Annotated in this window: 1 protein-coding gene; it reads right to left on the bottom strand. The window is 39.1% G+C overall.

Annotation, left to right across the window (positions count from 1 at the left end; genetic code table 11):
- Window positions 1-425 precede the first annotated feature (425 nt).
- Window positions 426-1,330 (bottom strand): hypothetical protein (locus QI30_RS20710; RefSeq protein ID WP_158621103.1); only part of this gene is annotated, 905 nt, incomplete at its 5' end.

Raw genomic sequence — 1,330 nt, 5'->3', positions numbered from 1 at the left:
GAAGAACCTTTCCGAGTAAAAAACCATAAGATTGATTCCATTTTTCCATTTAAATTATTCACCCCTAAAAATAATCACCTAAATATATAATCAGTTTAACTGATGAATTTTTAAATTTCAAGTTGTTTGTTTTTATATTTAATTTTCAATGAAATAATGTACCTTTTAACTTTATAAAGCATACAAAATAAACTTAACGTTCCCAAATCAAAGTTTGGGGGCATACTAAAAAGGCAGGAATGTTGTTAAATCAACGTTTCTGCCCTTTCTTATGGAACATTGTTTATGCGTGATTTTATGCACGTTTTTAAAAAGCCTTTCCTGACAATCGTTTAAGCGTATCTTCGTGATGATCGCACTTCTTACAATCTTGCATAAAATCCTGCATATCCTTAGCGTATGTTTTGCGCGTTTTGTCGGCAGGACTAGGAACGTTTTCGCTTCTGATTCGATTCAGGCTGCTGTTTCATTCGCTGACGCTGCGCCTGCAACTTTTCATACTCTTCATATTCGAGCTCATCCAAAATCCGATCAATCGCTTTTCCTTTAAAGAACTGCTCAAATAAAAATGGTGCACCGTACACTTTTAACTGCTTCCCGCCGAACGTATCATTGTAACGAACAACCCCGTCCTTTGTCTGTACAACCGTAATGGCTAAATGACGATTGGCCTCTTCTTCTGATAAAATACCTTCCCCGATGCAATCACTTAATACAAATGCTCGGTAACGAGGGTGATTGAGGTCCTTCACTAGCCTTTCTTCTAACTGCTTTTGCAATGCTAATAACTCGTAAGGCGACGCCTGTTCACCTTTTAAAATCGCAATATCATATTGTTGCTTAGTTGTTAAATAACGATCCACCATTTGCAGCTGCTCTTTTTCGTACTTTTTCGGTGGCGTCCGAGGAAAATCATCTAGCTGCTCCTTTGTAAATGCCTCTCCGTAATAATCCATGGCTGTTACAAGCCATTCACGCTCTACAAGCGACTTATCTGAGACATCTAAACTAGGCATCCGTAAATGAATCCGTTCGTCGTAATAAGTACCAAAAATCTTCAGCGCTAACTGCAACCGTTTCAGCTCTTTTAGCTGCTTTTCAAACTGTGCTCGCTCTGCCTCTGGTAAACGTGCAATCGTGGCTTTATTTTGCAAAGATACACCATGCTGTTGCATCAAGGCTGCTGTTTGTTGTTGCACTTTTTGTAAACGTTCCTCTGCCCCTACAACTGTTACAATGGGCTGCTTCACAACAGACTGAATATGACGAATGATTTCCTCATCGCGAGCATCTATTAATACGTCATTCACATCTGCTTCATTTAAGAGCT

This window comes from Candidatus Kurthia intestinigallinarum (assembly GCF_003991225.1).
In the GTDB taxonomy this organism is placed as follows: domain Bacteria; phylum Bacillota; class Bacilli; order Bacillales_A; family Planococcaceae; genus Kurthia; species Kurthia populi.
Note: the sequence above shows the minus strand (reverse complement) of the source record. Positions and strands in the feature narration are given on the sequence as shown.